Origin of the sequence: Streptomyces sp. NBC_00989 (genome assembly GCF_045162655.1) — a bacterium.
In the GTDB taxonomy this organism is placed as follows: Bacteria; Actinomycetota; Actinomycetes; order Streptomycetales; family Streptomycetaceae; genus Streptomyces.
This window is the reverse complement of record NZ_CP108728.1, coordinates 6,939,678-6,965,257: the sequence shown is the minus strand read 5'-3', so window position 1 is coordinate 6,965,257 and position 25,580 is coordinate 6,939,678. Positions and strand designations below refer to the sequence as shown.

The following is a 25,580-nucleotide window of genomic DNA, read 5'->3' as shown; positions in this document are numbered from 1 at the left end:
CTGCACCGCACCAGCCGCTCAGTGGCCGTACTGCCCGTACTGGTCGGTCGTCGCCGTCACCACCGCCGCCTGCGGGCGGATCGGCAGCCGGTTCACGGGACGGCCCGTCGCGGCACGCACGGCGGACGCGATCGCCGCCGGGGACGTGACCACGGGCACCGCGCTGACCGCCTTCGCCCCGAAGGGGGCGACCACGTCACGTTCCTCGACGAGTTTCACGATCTTGATGTCGGGGGTGTCCAGGGCGGTGGGCAGGGCGTAGCCCGTGAGGTCGGGGTGGCGGATCAACCCGCGCGCGGTGCGCAGGTTCTCCGTCAGCGCGATGCCGACGCCCTGGGTGACACCGCCCTCGATACGGGCGACCAGCTGGGTCGGGTTCAGGATGCGGCCGACGTCCTGGGCGAGGGCCAACTCGACGACCCGGACCGAGCCCAACTCAATGTCCACGTCGACGACCGCGCGGATCGCGCAGAAGGCGAGCCCTACGAAGGCGTCGCCCTGACCCGCCTCGTCCAGGGGCTCGGTCGGGTGCGGGCGGCACTGGGCGGTGGCCCACAGTTCCTTGCCGTCCAGGGCCTCGGTGACGGTCGTCGAGAGGACGCCGTCGTAGGAGGTGATCTTGCCGTCGGTGATCTGGAGCAGCTCGGTCGACATCCCGAACTTGTGCGCCAGGGGCTGGAGGAGCTGGGTGCGGACCATTTTCGCTGCGCGTTCGACCGCGCCGCCTGATACCCAGGTATGACGGCCTCGGCAACCAGGGCCGGCGGGGGGCTGATCGGTGTCCACGGGGGCGACGTGCACCTCGTCGATGCCGAGGGTCTCCTGGACGATCTGCCGGGCCAGCGTGGTGAAGCCCTGGCCGGTTTCCACGGCCGCGCAGAGCACCGTGGCGATGCCGTCGTGGACCTTCACGGTGGCCGTGGAGACCTCGTCCGCGCCCTCGGCGCCGAGCATGTGCACCATGCCGACGCCGTAGCCGACGCCCCGGCGCACCGCGCCCGGTTCGCCCGCGCCCTCGGGGCCGCCGGGCAGCAGCCACTCGTCCTCGGGGGTGTCCTTGGGGAGCTGCGGCAGCGGGAAGTCCCGTACGGCCTGGAGGAGTTCGGCGACCGGTGCCGGGCAGGTCACCGTCTGGCCGGTCGGGAGGACGTCCCCGGTGGCCATGGCGTTGCGCAGGCGCAGCTCGGCCGGGTCCATGGCGAGCTTCTTGGCGAGCTTGTCCATCTGCGCCTCGTAGGCGGCGCAGACCTGCATGGCACCCTCGCCCCGGACGTGTCCCGAGGGTGGGTTGTTGGTGCGGACGGCCCAGCCCTCGATGAAGGCGTTCGGGACGACGTAGGGGCCGCAGGCGAAGGAGACGGCGGCGGCCAGGGCCTCCGAGGAGGTGTCGGCGTAGGCGCCCGCGTCGAGCAGCACCTGGGCCTCGACCTTGACCAGCCTGCCGTCCTCGTCGGCGTGGTGGCGGTAGCGCAGGAGCGTGGGGTGGCGGTGGGTGTGACCGAGGAAGGACTCCTCGCGCGTGGCGGTGAGTTTGACCGGGCAGCCGGTCTTCAACGCGAGCAGGCCGAGCGGGAGTTGGAAGCCCTGGTCCTCGCGGTCGGCGGTGGCCCCGGGGACGCCGGTGACGACGACCTTCACGCGGTCGGACTCCAGGCCGAAGCAGGCGGCGGCCGTGTCGCGGTCGTTGTGCGGGTCCGTGGAGGCGATGTACAGCTCGACGCCGCCGTCGGGGCGGGGCACGGCGAGACCGGCCTCGGCGCCGATGGGGGCGGGGTCCTGGCGGCCGATGCGGTACAGGCCCTCGACCACGATGTCGGCGGTCGCGTCCGGGTCGCCGTGGCGCAGCGGGATGTGCCGGATCAGGTTGCCGTCGGGGTGCAGCGGCTCGGCCTCGAAGGCCTGCTCGGGGTCGGTCACCGGGTCGAGTACTTCGTACTCGACCATGATGGCCGCGGCGGCCATCCGCGCGGTGTCGGGGTGGTCGGCGGCGACCGCGGCGATGGGCTCCCCGTGGTGGCGTACGACCTCGGAGGCGAACACCGGGCGGTCGGCCGTGCCCCGGCCGTAGCGGTCCCGGCCCGGCACGTCCTCGTGGGTGATGACGGCACGTACACCGGGCATGTCCCGCGCGTGGGACGTGTCGACGGACACGATGCGCGCGTGCGGGTGCGGCGAGCGCAGGACGGCCGCCCACAGCAGGCCCTCGGCCCACAGGTCGGCCGCGTACGGGAAGGTGCCCTCGGTCTTCGCGCGGGCGTCGGCGGCCGGGAGCGAGGCGCCCAGGCCGTGGCCCGGCAGCTCCGGGGCGGGCGCGGCCTCCGTGGTCGCGGTGGCGGCTTCGTTGCTCACGCCTGACCTCCGTCCTGGCCGTACACCTGGTCCTGTGTGCGCGGGGACTCGAACGCCGACTGATGGACGCCACCGCCCCCGGGACCCGCCTGGTGGGGAATACGCGCCTCGTCGCCGTCCGACTCAGGTTCGGCTGCGGCAGCGTGCGCCTCGCGCTCGGCGACGACTTCCTGTACGGCGTCCAGGACACCCCGGTAGCCGGAGCAGCGGCACAGGTTGCCGCACAGGGCCTGGCGCGCCTCCAGTTCGGTGGGCGCGGGGTTGCCCTCCAGGAGGTCGTGCACGGTCATCGCCATGCCGGGCACGCAGAAACCGCACTGCACGGCACCGCACTTGGCGAGCGCCCGCTGCACGTCCGAGGGCTGCCCCTCGACGGCGAGACCCTCGACCGTACGGACCTCGGAGCCGGCGGCGGTCACCGCGGGCACCAGGCAGGAGGCGACGAGCCGTCCGTCGACCTGGACGTTGCAGGCTCCGCACTCGCCCTGCGAGCAGCCGTCCTTGGCGCCCGCGAGGCCGAGGCGTTCGCGCAGCACGTAGAGCAGTGACTCGCCGATCCAGGCGTCGGTGACGGGCCGGTCGGCGCCGTTGACGCGCAACACGTAGGAGGCGAGCGGGTGTTCCTCGCCGGGGATCTTCGGGGCGGGCTCGGCGGCCTCGTCCGGCGCGTCGGGTTCGACGGCCGTCACGGGCGCCTCAGCGGCCTCCGGGGCGTCGTCGGCACCCTCGGCCGCGTCGGCCGCCGCGGACGCCTCTGCGGGCCCCTCAGCGCTCTCCGTGACCCCTTCGCCGTCGTCGCCCGCCGTACCGCTCCCATGAGCCGACTGTGCGTCGTCCGCGGCGAGTTCGGCGGCGGTGTCGTCGTGGCGGTCGGCGCGCGCGTCGCCGTAGGGGTCGCCGGCGGCGTCGGTCCGGGTGTGCGCGTACGGGTCGCCGGGTTCGCCGTACGGCTGCCGGGTCGCCTCGGCGGGCGGCCGGGTGGCGGCCCGCGCCGACACCTCGCCGGTCGGGTGCGTACCGGACCGGTCGGCCGGGTGTTCCAGGCCGCGTCCGTCGGTGTGCTCGCCGGGCCGCTCCACCACTCCGGTGTCCGACGCCTGCTGCGCCCAGTTCTGGCCCGCGCCGTCCGTCGCCCAGGGCGCGGGAGCGCCGCCGGGCAGGGTGGCCGGCGGGGTGCCACCCCACTGCTCGACCAGGGCCGACGTGGTGAACTCGCCCGATTCGTCCGGGAGATCACCACCGGCGACGGGGATCGACCACTCCCCGGTCACGTCGCGACCGGGAGCGGCGCCCGCGTCCGGCGCGTTGGTGTCCTGGAAGGTCCACTGGCCGGTGGACCCGGGGCGGTACGAGAACTGGTCGCCCCCGGCCGTCCCCTGCTGCGGTACGGCGTTCGGGTCGGGCCACTGGACACCCTCGGCGGGCACCGCCCAGGAGCCGGTGCCCGAGGGGTCGGCGTCCGGGGCGGGGGTGGCCGTTATGGGCGGCGGCACATAGCCGTGCCCCGGGGCGGCCAGGAGGGCGTCGATACCCCCTTCGGGGAGTTTCACGAAGGCCGTGGCGCCGTCGTCGTAGTCGCCCTGGGGCAGCGGGTCCCAGCGTCCGCCGCCCTGAGGGGTTCCCTCTCCGTGCTGGTCGTCGGTCACGACAGCGCCCTCCCGAGTGCTCGTCGGGCCAGTGCGGCGACGGTGCGCCGCAGGTGCAGTACCGCGGGCGGAAGCTGTTCCACGGAGCCGTCCTCGGCCGGTACCGGGTCGGGGATGCAGGCCGCGGCGACGTACTCCCCGAAGGCGCTCAGCGCCTCGGGGACGATCGTGCGGCTGTTGTCCCAGTCGATCAGCCGGGCCACCCACTGTTCGGCGTCCAGCGGTCTGAGCGGCATCGGCGCTATGGCTCCGACGGCGCACCTGACCCCGCGGCGGGCGGGGTCGAGGACGACCGCGACGGACGCGACCGAGCGCCCGGGGCCGGTCCGGCCGGTGGCCTTCAGGAAGACCTGCGGGGCGTGCAGCAGCGGCACGCGCACGAAGCCGATGAGTTCGCCGCCGCGCAGCATCTCCACGCCGGCCAGGAGGTGCGACACCGGGATCTCCCGGCGGGCTCCGTCCTGGCCCGCGATGATCAGCGTCGCCTCCAGGGCGGCCAGTACGGGCAGCGCGTCCCCGGTGGGCGCGGCCGAGGCGATGTTGCCGCCCAGGGTGCCCGCGTTGCGGATCTGCGGCGGGCCCGCGGCACGCGCGGAGGCGGCGAGCGCCGGGATGAGGGCGGCGAAGTCCGGGCGGCCCATACGGGCGTGCGTGAGCCCCGCGCCGAGCAGCGCGTGCCCGTCCTGGTACTGCCAGCCGCGGATCTCGCTGATCCGCCCGAGACCGACCAGCGCGCTGGGCCTCAGCTGCCCCGAGTTGACGGCCGCCATGAGGTCGGTGCCGCCGGCCACGGGAACGGCCGTGGGCAGGGCCGTGAGCGCCGCCACGGCCTCGTCCAGCGTCGTGGGCAGCGTGACGGACTGCCCCGCCTGCGGTGCGTGCGTGGTCAAACCGGCTGCCCCTTCCCGCTGCCCCACCTGGTCCCACCTGTTGCTGCCGTACGGTACGTGCTGACAGGGCGGACGTGGCAACTCTGGCACATCTTCGCAAGACCCGAGCGCGGGGGTCCGCTAGGAGGCATTCGCCCGTCTCATCCGGGAGATGGTCCGTTTTCGTACGGCATCACCGGTACGCGCGAATTGCCACTCAACGGTGACTCCTGGGGGCTTTTTCCCTTACGGGTTCTACGCGTTCGGGGGCGGGCCGTCCTTGGGTCGGCCGAGCACTCCGGGGCGCCGCTGCCACGGCAGTGGTCCGGTGGGCGGACGGTAGGCGACCCCCAGGGCGTCGAGGCGCGGATAGTGGGCGGCCATCCGGCGCTCGAAGTCGGCGAAGTCCCGTTCCGCGGGCGCCGGAAGAGCGCTCCAGGCGACCTCGGCGAACGCGGCGAGCCGGGGGAACGTCTGGTAGTCCACGCGTGCGTGGTCCTCCATCACCTCGGTCCACACGTTGGCCTGCGCGCCCAGCACATGACGCGCCTCGTCCTCGCCGAGCTGCTCCGGAACCGGCTCGAAGCGGTAGACGTCCTCCAGGGTGCGCACATGGGCGATCGGCACCGGCTCGTCCTCGCCGGGGGCCTGCCGCCAGTCCAAGTACACGTGCTGTTCAGGGCACATGACGACATCGTGCCCCGCGCGGGCTGCGGTGATCCCGCCCTCGTACCCACGCCAGGACGACACGACCGCCCCGTCCGCGAGACCGCCCTCCAGGATCTCGTCCCAGCCGACGAGCCTTCTCCCTCGCGCGGAGAGCCACTTGTCGAAGTGTCCGATGAACCACGACTGCAACTCGTCCTCGTCCGCGAGCCCGAGTTCCTCGATGCGCGCCTGCGCGGTCGCCGACTGCTTCCACTGGTCCTTGAGGCATTCGTCACCGCCGACGTGAATGAACTCCGAGGGGAACAGCTCCAGGAGTTCCTCGAACACCCCCTCGTAGAAGCGCAGGGTGTTGTCAGTGGGGGCGAGTACGTTCGGGTTGATGCCCCAGGTGTCCCAGACGGAGAGGGAGTTGGTGTCGATGACGTCGGTGTTGCCCAGTTCCGGATACGCGGCGATGGCGGCCTGCGAGTGTCCCGGTACGTCGATTTCCGGGACCACGGTGATATGCCGCTCGGCGGCGTAGGCGACGATCTCCCGGATGTCGTCCTGGGTGTAGTAGCCGCCGTGGGGCTTGTCGTCCCAGAGCGGTGAGGCACGGTGGCCGAATTTCGTGCGCGCCCGCCAGGACCCGATCTCGGTGAGCTTCGGGTACCGCTCGATCTCCACCCGCCAGCCCTGGTCGTCCGTCAAGTGGAAGTGGAAGACGTTGAGTTTGTGCGCCGCCATCAGATCCAGGTAGCGCAGGACGCCTTCCTTGGGCATGAAGTGCCGGGCCACGTCGAGCATGAGGCCGCGCCAGCCGAAGCGGGGTGCGTCGTGGATGGTCTGGTGCGGCACGCCGTAGGTCATGTCCGGGTGGACGGGAGCGCGCCGGAAGGCGGCGGGGCCGAGGAGTTGACGGAGCGTCTGAGCGCCCCAGAACACGCCGGCCGGGCTGCCGCCCGTGATCACGACACCCCAGGTGGCGACCACCTCCAGGCGGTACGCCTCCGGTGGCAGGCCGGCGTCGAGGCGCAGTGCGACCGTGTTGCGGGCACCCTCCTCGCCCGGCGGCAGCGGCAGTCCGAGGGCGGCGCCGAGCGTGGACCGCAGCCAGCGTCGCGTGCCCTCGGTACCGGGCTCGCCCCACAGGGCGGTGTCCGTCTCGAACGGGAAACCGCAGCGGCCCGGGTCGGTGACGGCGGTGGGCGCCGGAATCAGTTCCGTCTCTGAAGTCACGTCGGTCACGTCAGTCCTTAACCGCTCCGCCCAGCCCCGAGACCAGACGTCGCTGTACGAGTACGAAGAACACCAGCACCGGAATCGTCATCACCGTGGAGGCCGCCATGACCCCGCCCCAGTCAGGGTCGTCGGGCTTGTAGAAGACCAACAGGGCCATCGGCAGGGTCGACTGGGAAGTGTCGCTGATGATGAAGGACTTGGCGAAGAGGAAGTCGTTCCAGGCCGAGATGAAGGAAAACACGCTCGTCGCCACCAACCCCGGGAAGACGAGCGGGAAAAGGATCTGCCACAGGAATCGCGTCCGGCTCGCCCCGTCGATGTACGCGGCCTCCTCCAGCGCGTCCGGTACGGCTTTCACGAACCCCCGCAGCATCCAGATCGCGAACGGCAGCGAGAACGCGATCTGGGGCAGGATCAGCGACCCCAGGGTGTTCAGCAGCCCGAGCCCCCGCATGGTGAAGAACAGCGGGATCGTCAGCGCTTCCACGGGCACCATCTGGGCCACCAGGAACATGATCAGGAGGGTGGTCCGGAAGCGGAACCGGAATCGGGTCACCGCGGTCGCGGCGAGAAAGGCGATCAGCGCCGAGACGATGACCACCGAGCCCGCCACGACAAGGCTGTTGACGAAGTAACGGCCGAATTCCTGTTGCCCGAACACGCGCCGGAACGAGTCCAGAGAGGGCGCGAGCGTCCACGGCCGGGGCTCGCTCGACTCGATCTCCCCGGCCGGTTTGAAGGCGCTGAGCACCATCCAATAGAGGGGGAAGGCGACGACGACCGCGATCAGCAGCGCCGAGGCCTCGGCAGCGAGCCGCCAGGGCCGTCGTACAAGACCGCGAAGCAGACTCACAGCTCCTCCCCCTGCCTGCGCAGCAGGCGCAGATAGACCAGCGTGACGGCGAGCAGCATCAGCAGCATGACGACACCGATCGCCGAGCCGAGGCTGTACTTCGAGGACGCGAACGCCTGTTGGTAGGCGTACACGTTCAGGACGAGGTTCTGGCCCGCGATGCCGCCGCCGTTGGTCATGACGTAGATCTGGGTGAAGACCTTGAAGTCCCAGATGACGGACTGGATGGTGACGACGGTCAGGATCGGCCGCAGCATCGGCGTGAGGACCGACCGCCAGATCCGCCACTGCGAGGCACCGTCCAGAGCGGCGGCCTCCAGCACCTCGGAGGGCACGGCGCGGATCCCGGCGTAGACCGTCACCATCACGAACGGGAAGGAGCACCACACCACTTCGAGCAGCACGAGGAAGAACGCGCTGAGGCGCCCGTACGTCCAGGAGTGGTCACCGAGGCCCAGGATGCGGTTCACCGGGCCGAAGTCCGGGTCGAAGAGCAGCAGCCAGACCGTCGAACCGGTCACCGCCGGCGTCGCCCACGCCCCCAACGCGGCCAGCATCAGCACGAGTCGGGGCACGGCACGCACGCGCGTGAGCAGCACGGCGAGCGCACAGCCGACGGCGAGCGTCGACACCACACAGGCCGCCGCGAACAGCACGGTGGCCAGCAGCACTTGCCAGAACTGACTGTCGGAGAACAGCTCCGAGTAGTTCCCGAACCCTTTGAAGGTCGTCGGTTCCCCACCACTGACCTGGGCCTGCGTGTACTGGAAGAAGGAGATCAGGCCGAGTTGGTAGATGGGGTAGACGAGCAGTCCGCCGAGGACGACGAGGGCGGGGGTCAGGTAGAGCCAGGGAGTCCAGGCCGTTCGCGTACGCATCTGCTCAACCCGCGGAGCTGAAGGCCGCGTTCATCTTCTTCGCCGCATCCCCAGAAGCCGCAGCCACACTCTTCTTCCCGCTGATGACCTCCTGGAGCATCGTCGGCAGCACCAGCGAAGAGTCGATCTCCGACCAACCGGGCGACGCGGGAACGAACTTCGTCCCCGCAGCCAACGTCTCCACGAACGGCTTCTCGAACGGCACCTTCGCCGCGGCCGCGTCCCGCACATCGGTGAACGTGGGCAGGAACCCCATCGCGTCGAACATGGACGCCTGCGTCGCCTTCGAGGTGAGCTGCTCCATGAGGTCGACCGCGAGCGTGCGGTGCGACGTGCTCTTCAGAACGCCGATGTTGTTGCCCCCGGCGAACGCGGGAGCCACCGACCCGGACGCGACACCCGGCAACGGCACGACCGCGTACTTGCCCTTGACCTTGCCCGCCTCGACAGCCGTGTGGCTGAAGTCGCCGCCGATCGCCATCCCCGCCTTGCCGGCCGCGAAGGCGGTGATCGTGTCGTTGCCGCCCATCACCGCGCACTTGGCGGCGGGACAGTTGTCGCTCGTGAAGAGCGAGGTGTAGGCCTTGATGCCCTTCTGCGCGGCGGCACTGTCGATCGCGGAGGTGTACGAGCCCCCCGAACCCCCCTTGGCCGTGGCGAGTTCGCCGCCGTTGGCCCAGACGAAGGGCATCGCGCCGTACGTGTAGGCGCCGCCGACGACAAGGCCGTAGAGGTCGGACTTCGCCTTGTGGATCTTGCGGGCGGTGGCTGCCAACTCGGCCATGGTCTTGGGGGGTTGGAGGCCCAGGTCCTTGAAGACGTCGGTGCGGTAGTACAGGGCGCGGACGCCGACGTAGAACGGGGAGCCGTACATCTTGCCGTCGACCGTGACGGACTGCTTCGCGGTCGGGTCGGTGTCCTTGGCCTCGCTCCAGGCGCCGAAGTCCTTGGTGACGTCGAGGAGTCCGCCGTCCTTCACATAGCCGGCCGTGTCGGTGTTGCCGTACTCCATGACGTCGGGCGCGGACTTCGGGTCGTTGAAGGCGGCCTTGACGCGCTGGGCGCGGGTGTCGATCGGGATGTACTCCACGTCGACCTTGGTGTCCTTGTGCGCCTTCTCGAAGGCGGCGACCACGGAGTCGACGACCTTCGCCTTCGGGTCGTTGCCGACCTCCTGGAAGAGCCACACCCGCAGGGTGCCGCTCTGGTCGTCCTTGTCGGAGGACGAGTTGTCGGAGGTCTGGGGTGCGCAGCCGGCGACGACAGCGGCGGCCGCCACGAGTACGGCGAATCTGGGGGCGAGCTTCATGGAGCGTTCCTCCGGGAATCCGGGCGTGCGTTGCAACATATGCAATGGGCGTTTCGCTCTGCACAACACCACGGAGATTAAGGAGTAGATGAACGCGCCCACAAGAGGTCTCAACCACTTCGTGACACGCGAAAGACCGCCGAAAAACCGTCGAAACATGCAAAAGGCCCTCGGGGCGCACCGAAGTACGCCCCGAGGGCCTCAGAAACCGAGAACCTCAGAGAACCGGACGGGCAAAGCGGCTACTTGTCGCCGCCCTTGCCCTTGTCGCCGTCCCCGCCCGAGCCCATGGACTCGTAGATCTCCTTGCACATGGGACACACCGGGTACTTCTTCGGGTCGCGCCCCGGCACCCAGACCTTGCCGCACAACGCCACCACGGGAGTGCCGTCGAGGGCGCTCGCCATGATCTTGTCCTTCTGGACGTAATGGGCGAAGCGCTCATGGTCCCCGTCGCCGTGCGACACCTGGGGCGTCGGCTCTACGAGGGTCCCCGTACCAGTCCCGCGCTCGGGCTCAAGAGTGCTCATACGGCCAAGGGTACTGAAGCTCACCGGCATCAGTTCCGCGAAGGGTCCCTCACTTCAGGGATCGGTTCGGGGATCAGTTCAGCGAAGGGTCGTCCGGATACGTCGCCACCATCGCCAGCTCACTGCGCTGGCGGCGCAGCACCTCGCGCCAGAGTCTCTCCGGGGACGGCGAGGAGACGTCACCGGGCTCCGACTCGACGACGTACCAGGCGCCGTCCACCAGTTCGTCCTCCAGCTGCCCGGGGCCCCAGCCGGCGTAACCGGCGAAGATCCGCAGCGAGCCGAGCGCCGAGGCCAGCAGCTCCGGCGGGGCCTCCAGGTCGACGAGTCCGATCGCGCCGTGCACGCGCCGCCAGCCGAGCGGGGCGCGCTCGCCGGCCGCGCCGCCCGGGATGACGGCGACGCCGAGGGCCGAGTCCAGCTGGACCGGGCCGCCCTGGAAGACGACGCCCGGGGCGCCGGCGAGATCCGCCCAGCCCTCCAGGATGTCGCCGACGTCCACGGGGGTCGGTCGGTTGAGGACGACACCGAGGGAGCCCTCCTCGTCGTGGTCGAGAAGGAGCACCACCGCACGGTCGAAGTTCGGGTCCGCCAGGGCGGGTGTTGCCACGAGCAACCGCCCTGTGAGCGAGGACACCTCGGTCATGCCTGACATGATCCCGCATCTTCCCCGTGATGGGGGACGCAATGCGGGTACCAGAGTGCACGCAGCTCAGGGCGCACCGAAGCGTCCGAAGCGCACACCCCCGCCCTGTGACCCCATGTGCCCGATTGGGAACGGTTCGTGTTGTGACACAGCTATGACGTAGCTGGGTGGTCCTTGGGCTTACAGGAGGGGGGTGGGCGGCGATTACTCTGTCTCTTCGGCCCCTGCCCAACTCCACGGAACGCGAGATTCATGACCGTCAACGGCTCAGACGACGTACTGCTTGTCCACGGCGGAACCCCGCTCGAGGGCGAGATCCGTGTCCGCGGTGCGAAGAACCTCGTACCCAAGGCCATGGTCGCCGCCCTGCTGGGCAGTGAGCCAAGTCGACTGCGCAACGTTCCGGACATCCGTGACGTTCGTGTCGTACGCGGACTCCTGCAACTGCACGGGGTGACGGTCCGTCCGGGTGAGGAGCCGGGCGAGCTGGTGCTCGATCCGTCGCACGTCGAGAGCGCCAACGTCGCCGACATCGATGCCCACGCGGGCTCGTCGCGCATCCCGATCCTGTTCTGCGGTCCGCTGCTTCACCGGCTCGGGCACGCGTTCATCCCGGGACTCGGCGGCTGTGACATCGGCGGCCGGCCGATCGACTTCCACTTCGAGGTGCTGCGGCAGTTCGGCGCGAAGATCGAGAAGCGCGCGGACGGCCAGTACCTGGAGGCGCCGCAGCGGCTGCGCGGCACGAAGATCCAGCTGCCGTACCCGTCCGTCGGCGCGACCGAACAGGTGCTGCTGACGGCGGTGTTGGCGGAGGGTGTCACCGAACTCGCCAACGCGGCCGTGGAACCGGAGATCGAGGACCTCATCTGCGTACTGCAGAAGATGGGCGCGATCATCGCCATGGACACCGACCGCACGATCCGCATCACCGGTGTGGACTCGCTCGGCGGCTACACCCACGCGGCCCTCCCGGACCGTCTGGAGGCCGCGTCCTGGGCGTCCGCGGCGCTGGCGACCGAGGGCAACATCTACGTCAAGGGCGCGCAGCAGCGCTCGATGATGACGTTCCTCAACACCTACCGGAAGGTGGGCGGTGCCTTCGCGATCGACGACGAGGGCATCCGCTTCTGGCACCCCGGCGGCCAGTTGAAGTCCATCGCGCTCGAAACGGACGTGCACCCCGGCTTCCAGACGGACTGGCAGCAGCCGCTGGTCGTCGCCCTCACGCAGGCGACGGGCCTCTCCATCGTGCACGAGACGGTCTACGAGTCCCGGCTGGGCTTCACCTCCGCGCTCAACCAGATGGGCGCGCACATCCAGCTCTACCGCGAGTGCCTCGGCGGCTCCCACTGCCGCTTCGGCCAGCGCAACTTCCTCCACTCGGCGGTCGTCTCGGGCCCGACCCGCCTCCAGGGCGCCGACCTGGTCATCCCCGACCTCCGCGGCGGCTTCTCGTACCTCATCGCCGCGCTGGCGGCCCAGGGCACGTCCCGCGTCCACGGCATCGACCTCATCAACCGCGGCTACGAGAACTTCATGGAGAAGCTCGTGGAGCTGGGCGCGAAGGTCGAACTCCCGGGCAAGGCGCTCGGATAGCCGTAACGAAGAAGCGCTCCTACGACGATGGGGCGGCCACCCTGACCGGGTGGCCGCCCCATTCGCGTTACTTGAGCCTCGTACGCAATCCCGTCGCGTACGCGAAGCCTTACTTGCCCTTGGCGGCTTCCTTGAGCTTCGAGCCCGCGGACACCTTGACGCTGTAACCGGCGGGGATGTTGATCGGGTCGCCGGTCTGCGGGTTGCGCGCGGTGCGAGCGGCACGGTGGGTGCGCTCGAAGGTCAGGAAGCCGGGGATGGTGACCTTCTCGTCGCCCTTGGAGACGATCTCGCCGACGGTCTCGGCGAACGCGGCCAGAACGGCGTCGGCGTCCTTGCGAGTCACCTCGGCACGGTCGGCCAGCGCGGCCACCAGCTCACTGCGGTTCATGTTGTTACTCCCGTGTTCTTCTTGCCGTTGAGGCGTGCCACGCGGCGGAGCCGCATATCGGGCACGGTGAAGCCGATGCTGCCAGGGTCCTCGGTGAGTCCCCGGACCCGGGTCCGTCGTCCAGACCCTCGCGCCCGAAGACGCATCCTGCCCCTACCTGCGGCGGGAAAGCCAATCCGGCACCCGTAGGAGTCGCGAGAACACCCGTGGGAGTCACACGAAGAGCGCCACGCCCTCTGCGTGGTGACGCTCCGTCGGCTCCCGGCAGCGAGGGCCGGGCCTGGAAGGCCCGAAACCTGGCCGCCACGATAAACGGCCGCCGAAGGCCCCGGGTTCCGCGACGCGCCGGTGTACGAGCGGCCGTGGCGATCCTCACAACCGCCGCACACCCGCCGTTCGAGGGGTTCTACGACGCGGAGGGCGCCGCCGAGGCCGCCGCCGCTCCCGCCGCCTTCGCCGCGTCGCGCACCGCGCCCGCGACCGCGCCGGCGACCTTGTCGTTGAAGACGCTGGGGATGATGTAGTTCGCGTTCAGCTCGTCCTCGGTCACCACGTTCGCGAGTGCGGTCGCCGCGGCGAGCATCATCTCGGTGTTGACGGTGCGGGACTGCGCGTCGAGCAGACCGCGGAAGACACCCGGGAAGACCAGCACGTTGTTGATCTGGTTCGGGAAGTCCGAGCGGCCGGTGGCCACAACCGCGGCCGTCTGACGGGCGATCGTCGGGTCGACCTCGGGGTCGGGGTTCGCGAGCGCGAACACGATCGCGCCCTCGGCCATCGCGGCCACGTCGTCGCCGTCGAGGACGTTCGGGGCGGAGACGCCCACGAAGACGTCGGCGCCGCGCACGGCCTCCTTCAGCGTGCCGGTGAGGCCGTCGGGGTTGGTGTTGTCGGCGATCCAGCGCAGCGGCGAGTCGGGCTTGGCGTCGACCAGGTCCTCGCGGCCGGCGTGCACGACACCGTGGATGTCGGCGACGACCGCGTTCTTGACGCCGGCGGCGATCAGCAGCTTGAGGATGGCCGTACCGGCCGCGCCCGCGCCGGACATGACGACCCGGATGTCACCGATGCCCTTGCCGGCGACCCGCAGCGCGTTCGTCAACGCGGCGAGGACGACGATCGCGGTGCCGTGCTGGTCGTCGTGGAAGACGGGGATGTCGAGGGCCTCGCGCAGCCGGGCCTCGATCTCGAAGCAGCGCGGCGCGGAGATGTCCTCCAGGTTGATGCCGGCGAAGCCCGGGGCGATCGCCTTGACGATCGCGACGATCTCGTCGGTGTCCTGGGTGTCCAGGCAGAGCGGCCAGGCGTCGATGTCGGCGAAGCGCTTGAAGAGGGCCGCCTTGCCCTCCATGACCGGCATGGCGGCCATCGGGCCGATGTTGCCCAGACCCAGTACCGCCGAGCCGTCCGTCACGACCGCGACGGTGTTGCGCTTGATGGTGAGGCGGCGCGCGTCCTCGGGGTTCTCCGCGATCGCCATGCACACGCGGGCGACGCCCGGGGTGTAGATCATGGAGAGGTCGTCACGGTTGCGGATCGGGTGCTTGGACTGCATCTCGATCTTGCCGCCGAGGTGCATGAGGAACGTACGGTCCGAGACCTTGCCCAGGGTGACGCCCTCGATGCCGCGCAGCTGCTGGACGATCTCGTCGGCGTGCGCCGTGGACGTCGCCGCGATGGTGACGTCGATCCGGAGCTTCTCGTGGCCGGAGGCGGTCACGTCGAGGCCGGTCACCGAGCCTCCGTGGGACTCCACGGCCGTGGTGATCTGGGAGACCGCCGTTCCGCTGGCGGGCACCTCCAGACGGACCGTGATCGAGTAGGAGACGCTGGGCGCCGTAGCCATGGCCGACTTCCTCTGCTTTCACCGTTGAGCTGAGTACGCGTTCCGATGGTCGCACCTACTACCGGGTAGGCGTTAGCCGCCCCCGATTGCGAACGTTTTGTTCGCAAGAAAAAGAGGTCCCCGCCACTTTTCCCGTGACGGGGACCTCTCTGACAAGCAATGACACCGACCCGCCATGCTCGCCTCGCGGCAAGTGGTCGCTCTAAGCGACGAAGGTTGGGCCCGGGGGCTTGGATCGGGCCGGTGTCACATCCAGGCTAACAAACAGATCCCGTAAGACCATTCCCATCCCGAGAGTTCATCGAAAGCACCTCTCGGTCGGACCCGCGATCGATCCCCTCAGTCGCGGAGCAGATCCGGCACCCCGTTCGCGTCCGGCTCGTCCCGCTCGGCCGAGACGACCGTGAGCTGCTGGGTCGCGCGGGTGAGGGCGACGTACAGGACACGGAGCCCGGCGGGCGACTCGTCGGCGATCTCCGCGGGCGAGACGACCACTGTCGCGTCGTACTCCAGACCCTTGGCCTCCAGGCTGCCGAGGGCTACGACCCGATCCCCGAGGCCGGTGAGCCAACGGCGGGCCTCCTCGCGGCGGTTCATGGCGACGACCACGCCGACGGTGCCGTCGACCCGGTCGAGCAGCCGGGCGGCCTCCGCGCGGACCGACTCCGAAAGCGAGTTCCGTACGACGGCGAAGTGGGGCTTCACCCCGGTCGAACGGACCGCGGACGGGGACTCGGAGCCGGGCATCGCGAGGGCCAGGACCTTCGCCGCCAGCTCCGCGATCTCCGCCGGGTTGCGGTAGTTGACCGTGAGGGTGAAGCGGCGGCGGGGGCGGGAGCCGAGGGCCTCGTCGCGGGCCTCGGCGGCCTCGTCGGGGTCGGACCAGGAGGACTGGGCCGGGTCGCCGACGACCGTCCAGGTGGCGTGCCGGCCGCGGCGGCCGACCATGCGCCACTGCATCGGGGTGAGGTCCTGGGCCTCGTCCACGATGACGTGCGCGTACTCGACGCGCTCCTGGGCGAGCCGCTCGGCCCGTTCGCGCTGCGACTCCTCGCGTACGGGCATCAGCTCCTCCAGACCGGTGAGCTGGTCCAGCGGGTCCAGGTCGCGCCGCTTGCGGGGGCGGGCCGGGGTGCCGAGGGTCGCCTGGAGTTCGTCGAGGATCGCGACGTCGTGGACCGAGAGTCCGTCCCGCTTCAGCGCGCGGGCGACCCTGCGGACCTCGCCGGGGTTGAGGATGCGCCGGGCCCAGCGGCCGAGCTTCCGTTCGTCGGACATCGACTCCAGGACGGCGCGCGGGGTGAGTTCGGGCCACCAGGCGTCGAGGAAGGCGATGAAGTCGTCCTCGCTCGCGATGTCCTCGTCGAAGGACGAGCGCAGTTCGGCGGCCAGTTCGGGGTCCGTGTGCCGGCCGGCCGAACCGGAGCGCTCCCACAGGGCGTCCAGCAGCAGCTTGCGGGCGCGCGGCCGCAGCATGTTGACCGGGGCCGTACCGCTGAGCGCGTTCTGCCGGACGCGCTCCAGGTCGGCGGCCTCCAGTTCGAGGCGGCGGCCGAACGCCACCACTCTGAGCCGGGTCGGCGAGTCGTTCACCTCCAGGGCGCCGCGCGCGGCCTTCCGCAGCACGCGGAGCATGCGGTACGAGCCCTTGGCGCGGGCCACGGCCGGGGAGTCGTACAGGGTGGCCTCGGCGCCGTCGACGAGCGAGCCGATGGCGCGGATGGCGACCTGGCCCTCCTCGCCGAGGGACGGCAGGACGCCCTCCGTGTACGCGACCAGCAGCGGGGTCGGCGAGACGATGAGGATGCCGCCCGCGTAGCGGCGCCGGTCCTGGTAGAGCAGGTAGGCGGCGCGGTGCAGGGCGACGGCCGTCTTGCCGGTCCCCGGGCCGCCCTCGACGTACGTCACCGAGGCGGCGGGGGCGCGGATCACCAGGTCCTGCTCGGCCTGGATCGACGCCACGATGTCGCGCATGGTGTGGCTGCGGGCCTGACCGAGCGCAGCCATGAGGGCGCCGTCGCCGATGACGGCGAGTTGCTCGCCGTCGAGGAAGGCGGTCAGCTCCGGGCGCATCAGGTCGTCCTCGACCCCGAGCACCCGACGCCCCTTCGAGCGGATGACCCGGCGCCGTACGACACGCCCGGGATCGACCGGCGTCGACCGGTAGAAGGGCGCGGCGGCGGGTGCCCGCCAGTCGATGACCAGCGGCGCGTACTCGGAGTCCAGGACCCCGATCCGCCCGATGTGCAGCGTCTCGGCGATATCGGCGGTCCGGTCGTCCCGGACAGCGCCTTCGGCCGGTTCTACGGCGGTGTAGGCGCCGTCGGGCCCCTTCTTGCCGTCCTTGCCTAGCAGGAGGTCGATCCTGCCGAAGAGAAAGTCCTCGAACTCGTTGTTGAGCCGGTTGAGGTGGATACCGGCACGGAACACCTGTGCGTCCCGTTCGGCGAGCGCGCCGGGCGTGCCGACCTGGCCGCGCTTGGCCGCGTCGTTCATGAGGAACTCGGCCTCGTGGATCTTCTCCTCAAGCCGCCGGTACACCCGGTCCAGGTGTGCCTGTTCGACGCTGATCTCCCGGTCCCGTAGCGAATCCTGGGCGGATTTGTCGGACACCGTGTCGAGCGCGGTCTCCTGTTGAGCCTGTGCGGCCACCGGGCCCCCTTCTGACGTGCTGGGCAGCCGTCAACCGTACGCGAAAGAAAGCCTCCGTAGCGAGGGGCCTGCCGAGTGGATCTTGACAAAGACGCGGGGCCCGGCACGCGCACCTGCCGCGTTCCGGACCCCACAGACCACATCGGCCAGTTGCTACCTGCTTACGCGTCCACTTCCACGAGCTTCTTGCCGTCGAACGTCATGACCTCGAAGTGGTCGATCTCGTTCGGCGTGAGGGCCGCTCCGCCCTGGGCGTAGAGCGGGCTCTTGGCCTCCGCCTTCGTGGCGTTCGCGATGCCGTAACCCCAGGCCGGGACCGACCAGGAGCTCATGGTCTCGCGCTCGCCGTTCTTGCCGACGGCGATCAGGGAGCACTTCAGCGGGCCCTTGACGTTCTTGAGCTCGACGACCCCGAGGGTGCCCCAGTCCTTCTTGGACATCGCCACGGTCGCGCTGACCTTGGTGGTCTTGTCCGTCGCGGAGACCTTGTCGGACAAAGTGTCGAAGGTGGTCTTCGCGGTGGACACGGCCAAGTTGCCGCTGCCGCCCGAGTCGTTGCCGCCGTTGGCCGCGATGACGGCCAGCGGTCCCGCGATGATCAGGGCCGCCGCGGCGGCGATCATGTAGAAACTGCGCCGACGCTTCAGGGCTCGACGGTCACCGACGTCGTCGACCAACCGCTCCACCAGGCGTGGACTGGGTTTCGCGGACAGGGACTCGCCGATCGCGGGGGTGCCGGAGCCCGGCAGATCCGCGAGCGCCGCCAGCATCGGTTCCATCCCGGCCAGCTCGTCGAGCTGCTGGGCGCACCATTCACAGGTGGCGAGATGGGCCTCGAAAGCGGTTGCTTCGGCGTCGTCGAGAATCCCGAGGGCGTAGGCGCCGACGGTCTCGTGTTCGTTCGAGCCCTGAGATCCCTGCATGGAACCAGGACTACCCGTTCCGTATCCCCCGTAAATGCTCATGCCGTCACCCCCCGCTCCTCCAGAGCAAGCTTCATCGATCGAAGGGCATAGAACACCCTTGAGCGCACCGTGCCACTGGGGATGCCAAGCGTCTCGGCCGCCTCATTGACGGTACGCCCCTTGAAGTACGTCTCGACGAGCACCTCCCGGTGGGCCGGGGTCAGGTCGTCCAGCGCGTCCGACAGTGTCATCAGCCACAACGCCTTGTCGATCTCGTCCTCCGCGGGGATGACCTCCAGCGGCGACGGGTCCACCTCCTGCGGCCGGGCCTGCCGGCTGCGGTGACCGTCGATGACGATGCGCCGTGCCACCGTCACAAGCCAGGGTCGTACCGATCCGGTCGCTCGATTGAGCTGACCGGCGTTCTTCCAGGCCCGGATGAGCGTCTCCTGCACCACGTCCTCGGCACGCTGCCGGTCCCCGGCGACGAGCCGCAACACATAGGCGAGCAAGGGTCCGGCGTGCTCTCGGTACAGGGCACGCATCAGCTCCTCATCAGGTTCCGAGGACTGGGACATGCGATGTCGGGCCCTCGGTGCGTGTTCATTGGCCACGACGGAATCCTTGCGCACGCCCACCTCCGGTGTCCGGGGGTTCCCCCAGTCGGTCGCTCAGGGAGAGGTACGCGGGCGGGTGGTCGGGTGTTCAACGTGAGGCGACAGTTTTCTTTGAAGTGACGTGACGAGCGGGACATGAGGGCACATTCCCACCGTACGATCTTTACATTTCCACCACACGAGCAAGATCACGCGGGCTGCCCGTGCCGCGCCGGAGTGAAACGCACTGTTGTCGAAATCACTTCGACAATTGACGTCCCGTCACGTCACAGAAGCCGCATAAGGGATTCTCAGGCTCGGGCGAGCGCCGCGCGCCGACGATGCCGGGCCACTCTTTCGCGGTTCCCGCAGACCTCACTGGAGCACCAGCGCCGCCGTCGCCCCCGGGACGTATCGAGATAAACGATCGGGCAGTTGTCCCCCTCGCACTCCCTCAGCGAGGCCCGCGCGACAGGATCGGTGAGCAGTTCCACGACATCCCTGGCGATCACCGCGAGCAACGCATCGCACTCCGGCGGCCCGTCCAACTGCCGCACGAGCACGCCCTCTTCGTCGCGTACGGCACGGGGTGCCGGGGGCGCGGCGCGGGCGAGTTCATTGACGCGGGCGAGGGCGAGGTCGTAGACCCGTACGTCGGAACCGGTACTTCTCCGTACCAACTGCCCGATCTGACCCCGCAGTTCACGAAACCCGACGAGCCAGCCGGAATCGACGTGCGCGAGCGGGGTGGCCGCGGGGACGAGCCCTGAACGGACGATCCACGCCCGCAACGGCTCCGGTGCGTCGAGCCGTTCGTCGGGATGCGTGGTCGCGAGGAGATCCAGACAGACCCGCCCGGCATCGAAACGCAGCTCGTACGGGGCCATGGTCGAACCCAGTGCCATGTGCCTGTCACCGCCTAGGGATTACCCCGGTCGTCGGGTCGGTCGGTGGGGTGGGAAGGGGAGAGGTGAGGTGAGGTGAGGTGAGGAGGGAAGGGGAGACGTGGGGCGCGGGAAACCGTTCTCCCTACAGTGCCTGCCCGCTCGCGCGGCCGTAACCCCTTGTGCGGGGCGCGCGTGGACGGCCGCGTATGCGGACGCGCGTCTTGGCGATGTCGGCGTCGGCGTCACGTCCGTTGACTGGAGGGCATGACAGAGAACAGGACTGGCACGGGTTGGGTACTGGGTGCGGCCACCGTCGCGATGGGGTTGATCGCCGGGGTCTTCTACATCTTCGCCTGCGCGATCATGCCGGCGCTGGCACGCAGCGACGACCGGGTGTTCGTGGAGGTGATGCGGAACATCAACGACGTCATCCAGAACCCGGTGTTCTTCCTCAGCTTCATGGGGGCGTTGGTGCTGACGGGAGTATCTGCGTGGCAGGCACGCGGGCGGCCGTACCGGGGGTGGGTCTGGGCGGGGTTGGGGGCGTACGCGCTGGCGTTCCTGGTGACGGTTGCCTTCAACATCCCCCTGAACGACGGCCTGGCGGACACCGGCGATGCGGCTGCGGCACGGGATCACTTCGAGAGGGCGTGGGTGGGGTGGAACGTGGTGCGGGCGGTGTCGTCGACGGTGGCGGTGGGGTGTCTGGTGCGGGGGCTGGTGTTGTACGGAGCCTTTCAGCACCGGCTTCCCTCTCGGCGCAGGGCGGCACAATCCAGCCCGTCCGGCGTTTGAGCGGAGCCTTTCAGCACCGGCTTCCCTCTCGGCGCAGGCCCGCAAAATTCAGCCCGTCCGGCGTTTGAGGACGAGGCCCCTTCAGGGCCGATGGGGGTCTGGGGGCGCAGCCCCCAGGGGTGTCGGCAGCAACACCCCGCACTGACCAGCTCCCGCTCAGCCCACGGAGTACTTCGTGTCGGCCGCCGGGTCCAACGCCAGCCGGTACCCCCGCTTCACCACCGTCTGGATCAGCTTCGGAGAACCAAGTGCCGTGCGGAGGCGGGCCATTGCCGTTTCCACGGCGTGCTCGTCGCGGCCGGCGCCGGGGAGGGCGCGGAGGAGTTCCGCGCGGGCCACGACCCAGCCGGGGCGGCGGGACAGGGCCCTGAGCAAGGACATACCGGCCGGCGGCACGGGCCGTAGCGCGCCGTCGACGAGGACCGCGTGGCCGCGGATCTCCACCCGGTGCCCCGCGATGGGCAACGTGCGGGCGCGGCCGGGGAGTTCCTGGCAGAGGAGCTGGACTAGGGGGCCGAGCCGGAAGCGCTCGGGCTGGACCGTGCCGATGCCGTGGTTCTGGAGCGGGAGCGCGGTGACGGGGCCGACGCAGGCCGGGAGGACGTCGTGGTGCAGGGCCGCGAGGAGCTCGGGCAGCAGACCCCGGGTCTCGGCGCGGGAGAGGAGCGACGCGGCGGCCGGTGCGCTGGTGAACGTCAGCGCGTCCACGCCGCGCGAGACCGTGGCGTCCAGGAGCCGGTCCAGCGGGGCGATGTCCTCGGGCGGCATCCACCGGTACACGGGGACGACGACGACCTCCGCTCCCCCGGCCCGCAGCGACTCCACGAACCCGGGCAACGGTTCGCCGTGCAGTTGAAGGCCGACCCGGCGCCCCTCGACGCCCTCCTCCAGCAACCGGTCGAGCACCTCCGCCATGGACTCGGACGACGGCGACCACTCCTCGGTCAGCCCGGCGGCGCGCACCGCTCCTTTGACCTTGGGCCCGCGCGCGAGCAGTTCCACCCCGCGGAGCCGGTCGAGGAGCGCCTCCCCGAGCCCCCACCCGTCGGCGGCCTCGATCCACCCCCGGAACCCGATCGCCGTCGTGGCCACCACCACGTCCGGCGCCTGGTCGATCAACTCCTTGGTCGCGGCGAGCAGTTCGCTGTCGTCGGCGAGGGGCACGATGCGCAGCGCGGGCGCGTGCACGACCACCGCGCCGCGCCGCTGGAGCAGTGCCCCCAGCTCGTCGGCGCGGCGTGCGGCGGTGACGCCCACGGTGAACCCGGAGAGGGGGCCGTGTTGCGTGCGATCCGGTAGCTGCTGTTCCTCGTGCATGGCTCTCGTCCCGAACGTCGTCGTACATGTCGCACATGCGGTGGTGCGATACCCGCATGCCGATACCTACTGACCTACATGCCGATCGAGCCTGTCAACGGTGCGTGACAGGCTCGGTTCGGCTTTATGTCGCCGGTGTTACGTCACACCTCGGCATAGCTGAGCTGCGGCTTCGTCTCCGATGCGGAAGCTTTGGCCTGGGCCTGGGCGGTCGGGCGACGAAGGTATACGGCCCAAGTCGCCCCGAAGCAGAGGCCGTAGAAGACGAGGAAGGCGACGAAGGCGCCGGTCCCGGAGCCGGAGGACAGGAACGACTGGCGGAAGGCGAGGTTGATGCCGACCCCGCCGAGCGCGCCGACGGCCCCGATGAGCCCCATGGAGGCCCCGGAGAGCCGCCGACCGTAGGCAGCGGCCTCGTCCCCCTCAAGCCCCTTCGCGAGGGCCTTGGTCTGGAAGATGCCGGGGATCATCTTGTACGTCGACCCGTTGCCGAGCCCGCTGAGCACGAACAGCACGATGAACACGGTGACGAACAGCGGCAGCGACTTCTGCATGCTGGCGACGATCAGGATGGCGGTCGCGGCGGCCATGGCGACGAAGTTCCACAGGGTGATCTTCGCGCCGCCGTACCGGTCGGCGAGCCAGCCGCCGACGGGACGGATGAGCGAGCCGAGCAGCGGGCCGATGAAGGTGAGATACGCGGCCTGCAACGGCGTACGGCCGAACTGGACCTGAAGCACCTGCCCGAACGCGAACGCGTACCCGATGAACGACCCGAACGTGCCGATGTACAGGAACGCCATGATCCAGGTGTGCCAGTCCCGCGCGGCGTCCTTGGCGGCGCCGGTGTCGTTCTTCACGGAGGTGAGGTTGTCCATGAAGAGGGCGGCGAGGACCGCGGCGACGAGGATGAGCGGGATGTAGATCCCGAGCAGCACGCGCGGTCCGCCACTGGCGCCGATGATCGCGAGGGCGACGAGCTGGATGACGGGGACGCCGATGTTGCCGCCCCCGGCGTTCAGCCCGAGCGCCCACCCCTTCTTCCTCAACGGGAAGAAGGCGTTGATGTTGGTCATGGAGGATGCGAAGTTGCCGCCGCCGATACCGGCCAGCAGGCCGATCCAGAGGAAGGTGTCGAACGACGTCCCCGGCTTCATCACGACGAAGGCGGCGATGGTCGGGACGAGGAGCAGGCTCGCGGAGACGATCGTCCAGTTCCGCCCGCCGAAGACGGCGACCGCGAAGGTGTACGGCACCCGGACGACCGCGCCGACGAGGGTGACCATCGAGGTCAGCAGGAACTTGTCGGCCGGGGTGAGCCCGTACTCCGGGCCCATGAAGAGCACCAGCACGGACCACAGGGTCCATATCGAGAAGCCGATGTGCTCGGAGAGCACGGAGAAGACGAGATTGCGCCGGGCGACCTTCTCACCGGTCTCCCGCCAGAACGTCTCGTCCTCCGGATCCCAGTGCTCGATCCACTTGCCGGGAGCGGGAGTTGGGACGGGCGCTGGGACTGGGGCTGTCATGACGCCTCCACGATGGTCCGGGGCTCGGGGCTGCCCCTACGACGGGACAACGAGCGGTGCTGAGTCCCGAAGGTAGGGAGGACGCGTTTCCGCGCTGTGGCTGTGGGTGACCGGAAGGGAACGTTGCTCTCACGGGCGGGGGGTGGGCGCGGTGAGGTGCGAACGTCAGGCAGCGGCCCGTCCCTCGGTGTTCGAGCAGGACTCGTAGGAGGCTCTCCGCCCAGATGAGGTCTTCGACGTACGGAGCGAAAAGGCGGGGATCGCAAAGCGTGGCTTCGTGGGCTTCACGGCCGGCGGCCACCAGTCACCGCCGCATCGAGTTCTCGACGCGGCACCGGACTGCCTATCCCCCATCGACCGCCTGATCATTCGCCTCGATGGCGCGGTTGATCTCGGTCATGTGCTCCTCCGCCCAGGTCCGCAGCCCCGCAAGCGCGGTCTCCAGGGACAGTCCGAGTCCGGTGAGCCGGTAGAAGACCCGCGGCGGCACGGTCGGTTCGACCCGGCGCGACACCAGCCCGTCGCGGGACAGGCTGCGCAGCGTCACGGACAGCATCTTCTGCGAGACGCCGGGCATCCGGCGTCTCAGCTCCGCGAAACGCACCTCGTCCGGCGCGGCGTCGGCGAGCGTCTTGACGGCCATGGACGTCCACTTCGTACCGATGCGGTCCAGCAACTGCCGCGTCGGGCACAGGGGATCGAACAGATCGCCACGTACCCCGCGACCGGCGGCCGGGGCTCCTCGGGTGGTCACCTGTGGCTCACCACCTTCCCTGAAAGTGCCGTCTAGGAAGCGGCCGGACAGTTACCTATCGTTCTGTAGTCACCAATGGTAACCAGCCGGAGGACGCCACATGCCCGTCACCACCGCACACCACCTGCGCCGCATCGCGACCAACGGCGTCCAGCTCAACGTCGCGATCGCCGGGGACGGACCTGCGGTTCTCCTGCTGCACGGCTTCCCGCACACCTGGCAGCTCTGGAGCGGCGTCATGGGCCGACTGGCCGGGCAGTACCGGGTCATCGCCCCGGACCTCCGGGGCCTCGGTGCCAGTGCACGTGCCATCGAGGGGTACGACGCGGGCACCCTCGCCGCCGACGCCGAAGGGCTGCTCGAAGCACTGGGCGAGCCCTCGGCAGCGGTGGTGGGCATCGACGCGGGCGCCGCCCCCGCCGCCCTTCTCGCGCTGCGCAGACCCGGCCTGGTCCGGCGCCTGGTCCTGATGGAGGCGCTGCTCGGCGGCCTGCCCGGAGCAGAGCACGTCATCGCGGGTGGTGCCCCGTGGTGGTTCGGATTCCACGCCGTCCCCGGCCTCGCCGAGACCGTCCTGGCCGGCAACGAGGCCCCGTACGTCGATTGGTTCCTCGACTCGGGGACGCTCGGGCGAGGAGTACCCGACGACATCCGCGCGGCCTTCGTCCACGCGTACACCGGGAGCGAGGCCCTGCGCTGCGCGTTCTCCTACTACCGGGCCCTGCCCACCAGCGCGCGGCAGATTCAGGACGCCGCCGCGACGGCTCGGCTGACCATGCCCACCATGGCCGTCGGCTCTCACCCCGTCGGCACCGGGCTCGAACGCCAACTCCGTCCCATCGCCGATGACCTGGTCGGACATCACCTCCAGGACTGCGGCCACATCATCCCCCTGGACCGCCCCGACACATTGTTGACGCTCCTTGATCCCTTCCTCGCCGCCGATCCGACGAAGTGACCGGATCAGCCGACGGCCGTGAGCCGACCAGGAGATGTCATGAGCTGCGGGGCCCGGTACTCCAGTTCGACCACCTGTCCCTCGCGGAGTTCGACGGTCGTGCCGGCCGCACAGCAGCGGGTCTTGAACAGGTAGCGGAAAGAGACATCGACCCGATGCGAGCCGGGAGTCAGCGGTACGAAGCGGCTGCTCCACGCACCCTTCTGGGCCTCGCCGTCGACCTCGACCGTCAGGGCCGTGAAATAGAGAAAGAACTGCATCGGGTTATGACGCCCCTGAAGGGAAAAGCCCGTTCGCGTGGACAAGTCGCACCTTCCTGAACCGACAGACCGTACGGAGTGGAGACCATCGGAGGCCGGAACCACCGTAGCCCTCGTCGAG

General features: G+C 69.8%; 22 protein-coding genes. 3 read left to right on the top strand and 19 right to left on the bottom strand.

Annotation, left to right across the window (positions count from 1 at the left end):
• Positions 1 to 18: 18 nt before the first annotated feature.
• The 9 genes from OG714_RS30955 to OG714_RS30915 all read right to left on the bottom strand — a co-directional run bounded on the left by OG714_RS30955 (position 19) and on the right by OG714_RS30915 (position 10,970).
• Entirely contained in the window at positions 19 to 2,349 is a 2,331-nt protein-coding gene (locus OG714_RS30955; protein WP_406125888.1) for a xanthine dehydrogenase family protein molybdopterin-binding subunit, read from the bottom strand.
• Entirely contained in the window at positions 2,346 to 3,995 is a 1,650-nt protein-coding gene (locus OG714_RS30950) for a 2Fe-2S iron-sulfur cluster-binding protein (RefSeq protein WP_406125886.1), read from the bottom strand. The genes OG714_RS30955 and OG714_RS30950 overlap by 4 nt, the downstream gene beginning before the upstream one ends.
• Positions 3,992 to 4,885 (bottom strand): xanthine dehydrogenase family protein subunit M, encoded by an 894-nt coding sequence (locus OG714_RS30945; RefSeq protein WP_019056386.1) that lies wholly within the window; start codon positions 4,883 to 4,885, stop codon positions 3,992 to 3,994. The genes OG714_RS30950 and OG714_RS30945 overlap by 4 nt, the downstream gene beginning before the upstream one ends.
• 234 nt (positions 4,886 to 5,119) lie before the next feature.
• Positions 5,120 to 6,751, bottom strand: coding sequence for a beta-N-acetylhexosaminidase (locus OG714_RS30940; protein WP_406125885.1), 1,632 nt, complete (start codon positions 6,749 to 6,751; stop codon positions 5,120 to 5,122).
• A 10-nt stretch (positions 6,752 to 6,761) separates the two neighbouring features.
• Positions 6,762 to 7,607: a carbohydrate ABC transporter permease gene (locus tag OG714_RS30935; protein ID WP_043679376.1), complete on the bottom strand. Its 846-nt coding sequence runs from the start codon at positions 7,605 to 7,607 to the stop codon at positions 6,762 to 6,764.
• Positions 7,604 to 8,485 carry a carbohydrate ABC transporter permease gene (locus tag OG714_RS30930; RefSeq protein ID WP_406125883.1) on the bottom strand — a complete coding sequence of 294 codons (882 nt, stop codon included), beginning with the start codon at positions 8,483 to 8,485 and terminating at the stop codon, positions 7,604 to 7,606. The genes OG714_RS30935 and OG714_RS30930 overlap by 4 nt, the downstream gene beginning before the upstream one ends.
• A gap of 4 nt (positions 8,486 to 8,489) precedes the next feature.
• Positions 8,490 to 9,794, bottom strand: coding sequence for an extracellular solute-binding protein (locus tag OG714_RS30925; protein WP_406125881.1), 1,305 nt, complete (start codon positions 9,792 to 9,794; stop codon positions 8,490 to 8,492).
• Between the two features lie 242 nt (positions 9,795 to 10,036).
• Positions 10,037 to 10,324, bottom strand: coding sequence for a DUF3039 domain-containing protein (locus tag OG714_RS30920; protein WP_026178118.1), 288 nt, complete (start codon positions 10,322 to 10,324; stop codon positions 10,037 to 10,039).
• Between the two features lie 73 nt (positions 10,325 to 10,397).
• On the bottom strand, positions 10,398 to 10,970 hold the full coding sequence (locus OG714_RS30915) for a YqgE/AlgH family protein (RefSeq protein WP_406125880.1): 573 nt from the start codon (positions 10,968 to 10,970) through the stop codon (positions 10,398 to 10,400).
• Positions 10,971 to 11,222: 252 nt separating this feature from the next.
• On the opposite strand from OG714_RS30915, the gene murA reads away from it, so the two are divergent.
• Positions 11,223 to 12,569: a UDP-N-acetylglucosamine 1-carboxyvinyltransferase gene (gene murA, locus OG714_RS30910; protein ID WP_033286008.1), complete on the top strand. Its 1,347-nt coding sequence runs from the start codon at positions 11,223 to 11,225 to the stop codon at positions 12,567 to 12,569.
• A gap of 109 nt (positions 12,570 to 12,678) precedes the next feature.
• Here the strand turns inward: murA and OG714_RS30905 are convergent, their stop codons facing one another.
• The 6 genes from OG714_RS30905 to OG714_RS30880 form a co-directional block, all read right to left on the bottom strand.
• Complete coding sequence (locus tag OG714_RS30905; protein ID WP_019056394.1) at positions 12,679 to 12,960, bottom strand: HU family DNA-binding protein; 282 nt, start codon at positions 12,958 to 12,960, stop codon at positions 12,679 to 12,681.
• A gap of 406 nt (positions 12,961 to 13,366) precedes the next feature.
• Positions 13,367 to 14,806 carry an NAD-dependent malic enzyme gene (locus OG714_RS30900; RefSeq protein ID WP_406125879.1) on the bottom strand — a complete coding sequence of 480 codons (1,440 nt, stop codon included), beginning with the start codon at positions 14,804 to 14,806 and terminating at the stop codon, positions 13,367 to 13,369.
• A gap of 339 nt (positions 14,807 to 15,145) precedes the next feature.
• The gene (locus tag OG714_RS30895) at positions 15,146 to 17,458 is read right to left on the bottom strand and encodes a HelD family protein (protein WP_406125877.1); all 2,313 of its coding nucleotides are present in this window, start codon (positions 17,456 to 17,458) and stop codon (positions 15,146 to 15,148) included.
• Positions 17,459 to 17,619: 161 nt separating this feature from the next.
• Positions 17,620 to 18,381 (bottom strand): anti-sigma factor family protein, encoded by a 762-nt coding sequence (locus OG714_RS30890; RefSeq protein WP_406125875.1) that lies wholly within the window; start codon positions 18,379 to 18,381, stop codon positions 17,620 to 17,622.
• Between the two features lie 38 nt (positions 18,382 to 18,419).
• Positions 18,420 to 18,941, bottom strand: coding sequence for a sigma-70 family RNA polymerase sigma factor (locus tag OG714_RS30885; RefSeq protein ID WP_019056398.1), 522 nt, complete (start codon positions 18,939 to 18,941; stop codon positions 18,420 to 18,422).
• A gap of 329 nt (positions 18,942 to 19,270) precedes the next feature.
• Positions 19,271 to 19,864 (bottom strand): CGNR zinc finger domain-containing protein, encoded by a 594-nt coding sequence (locus tag OG714_RS30880; RefSeq protein WP_406125873.1) that lies wholly within the window; start codon positions 19,862 to 19,864, stop codon positions 19,271 to 19,273.
• Between the two features lie 246 nt (positions 19,865 to 20,110).
• On the opposite strand from OG714_RS30880, the gene OG714_RS30875 reads away from it, so the two are divergent.
• Entirely contained in the window at positions 20,111 to 20,641 is a 531-nt protein-coding gene (locus tag OG714_RS30875) for a DUF1772 domain-containing protein (RefSeq protein WP_406125871.1), read from the top strand.
• A gap of 156 nt (positions 20,642 to 20,797) precedes the next feature.
• Here OG714_RS30875 and OG714_RS30870 read toward each other — a convergent pair whose 3' ends face one another.
• The 3 genes from OG714_RS30870 to OG714_RS30860 all read right to left on the bottom strand — a co-directional run bounded on the left by OG714_RS30870 (position 20,798) and on the right by OG714_RS30860 (position 24,241).
• Positions 20,798 to 21,958, bottom strand: coding sequence for a uroporphyrinogen-III synthase (locus OG714_RS30870; protein ID WP_406125869.1), 1,161 nt, complete (start codon positions 21,956 to 21,958; stop codon positions 20,798 to 20,800).
• 143 nt (positions 21,959 to 22,101) lie between these two features.
• Positions 22,102 to 23,487, bottom strand: a complete 1,386-nt coding sequence (locus OG714_RS30865; protein WP_406125867.1) for a nitrate/nitrite transporter — start codon at positions 23,485 to 23,487, stop codon at positions 22,102 to 22,104.
• Positions 23,488 to 23,830: 343 nt separating this feature from the next.
• Positions 23,831 to 24,241 (bottom strand): winged helix-turn-helix transcriptional regulator, encoded by a 411-nt coding sequence (locus OG714_RS30860; protein WP_406125865.1) that lies wholly within the window; start codon positions 24,239 to 24,241, stop codon positions 23,831 to 23,833.
• A gap of 100 nt (positions 24,242 to 24,341) precedes the next feature.
• Between OG714_RS30860 and OG714_RS30855 the strand changes: the two genes are divergently transcribed.
• Positions 24,342 to 25,199, top strand: a complete 858-nt coding sequence (locus OG714_RS30855) for an alpha/beta fold hydrolase (protein WP_406125863.1) — start codon at positions 24,342 to 24,344, stop codon at positions 25,197 to 25,199.
• 5 nt (positions 25,200 to 25,204) lie between these two features.
• Here OG714_RS30855 and OG714_RS30850 read toward each other — a convergent pair whose 3' ends face one another.
• Positions 25,205 to 25,459: a hypothetical protein gene (locus OG714_RS30850; protein WP_406125861.1), complete on the bottom strand. Its 255-nt coding sequence runs from the start codon at positions 25,457 to 25,459 to the stop codon at positions 25,205 to 25,207.
• Positions 25,460 to 25,580 lie beyond the last annotated feature (121 nt).